Source organism: Halorubrum sp. SP3 (assembly GCF_005435195.1).
GTDB classification, from domain to species: Archaea; Halobacteriota; Halobacteria; order Halobacteriales; family Haloferacaceae; genus Halorubrum; species Halorubrum sodomense.
The window spans coordinates 1-329 of record NZ_SGTU01000508.1 but is presented as its reverse complement, the minus strand read 5'-3'; the positions used below and the strand labels follow the sequence as shown (position 1 = coordinate 329).

General features: G+C 52.3%; 1 pseudogene. It reads right to left on the bottom strand.

The features are described 5' to 3' along the window. Window positions 1-101 (bottom strand): annotated as a pseudogene (locus EXE42_RS17425) (superoxide dismutase); the annotation flags it as partial. Window positions 102-329: the final 228 nt, after the last annotated feature.

Here is a 329-nt window from a genome sequence, read left to right as displayed (position 1 = left end):
CCCTGATGGTGGGTGTCGTGGTGCCATTCGAGCACCTGCTCGGAAATGTGCGGTTCCAGTGCGTCGTACTCGTACGGGAGCGGATCGAGTTCGTAGCTCATGCGTTCACACGTACTCGCGGCACGGGTAAGAAGATTCTCTGTAGCGCATTCCAGTAAATCACCTGTTATTTCTGAACGCAGGTGAAATCCCCTAAAACAGCACTCAGGTCTGATTATAAAAGAATACTATATCGAGGTTAAACTATTCGGAGTTCCGTAATCGTGATGCTTACCATCTCTGATCGAAGCGAAGTGCCGTGACCGCCTCCGCGTCGAGCGCGAGCAGGG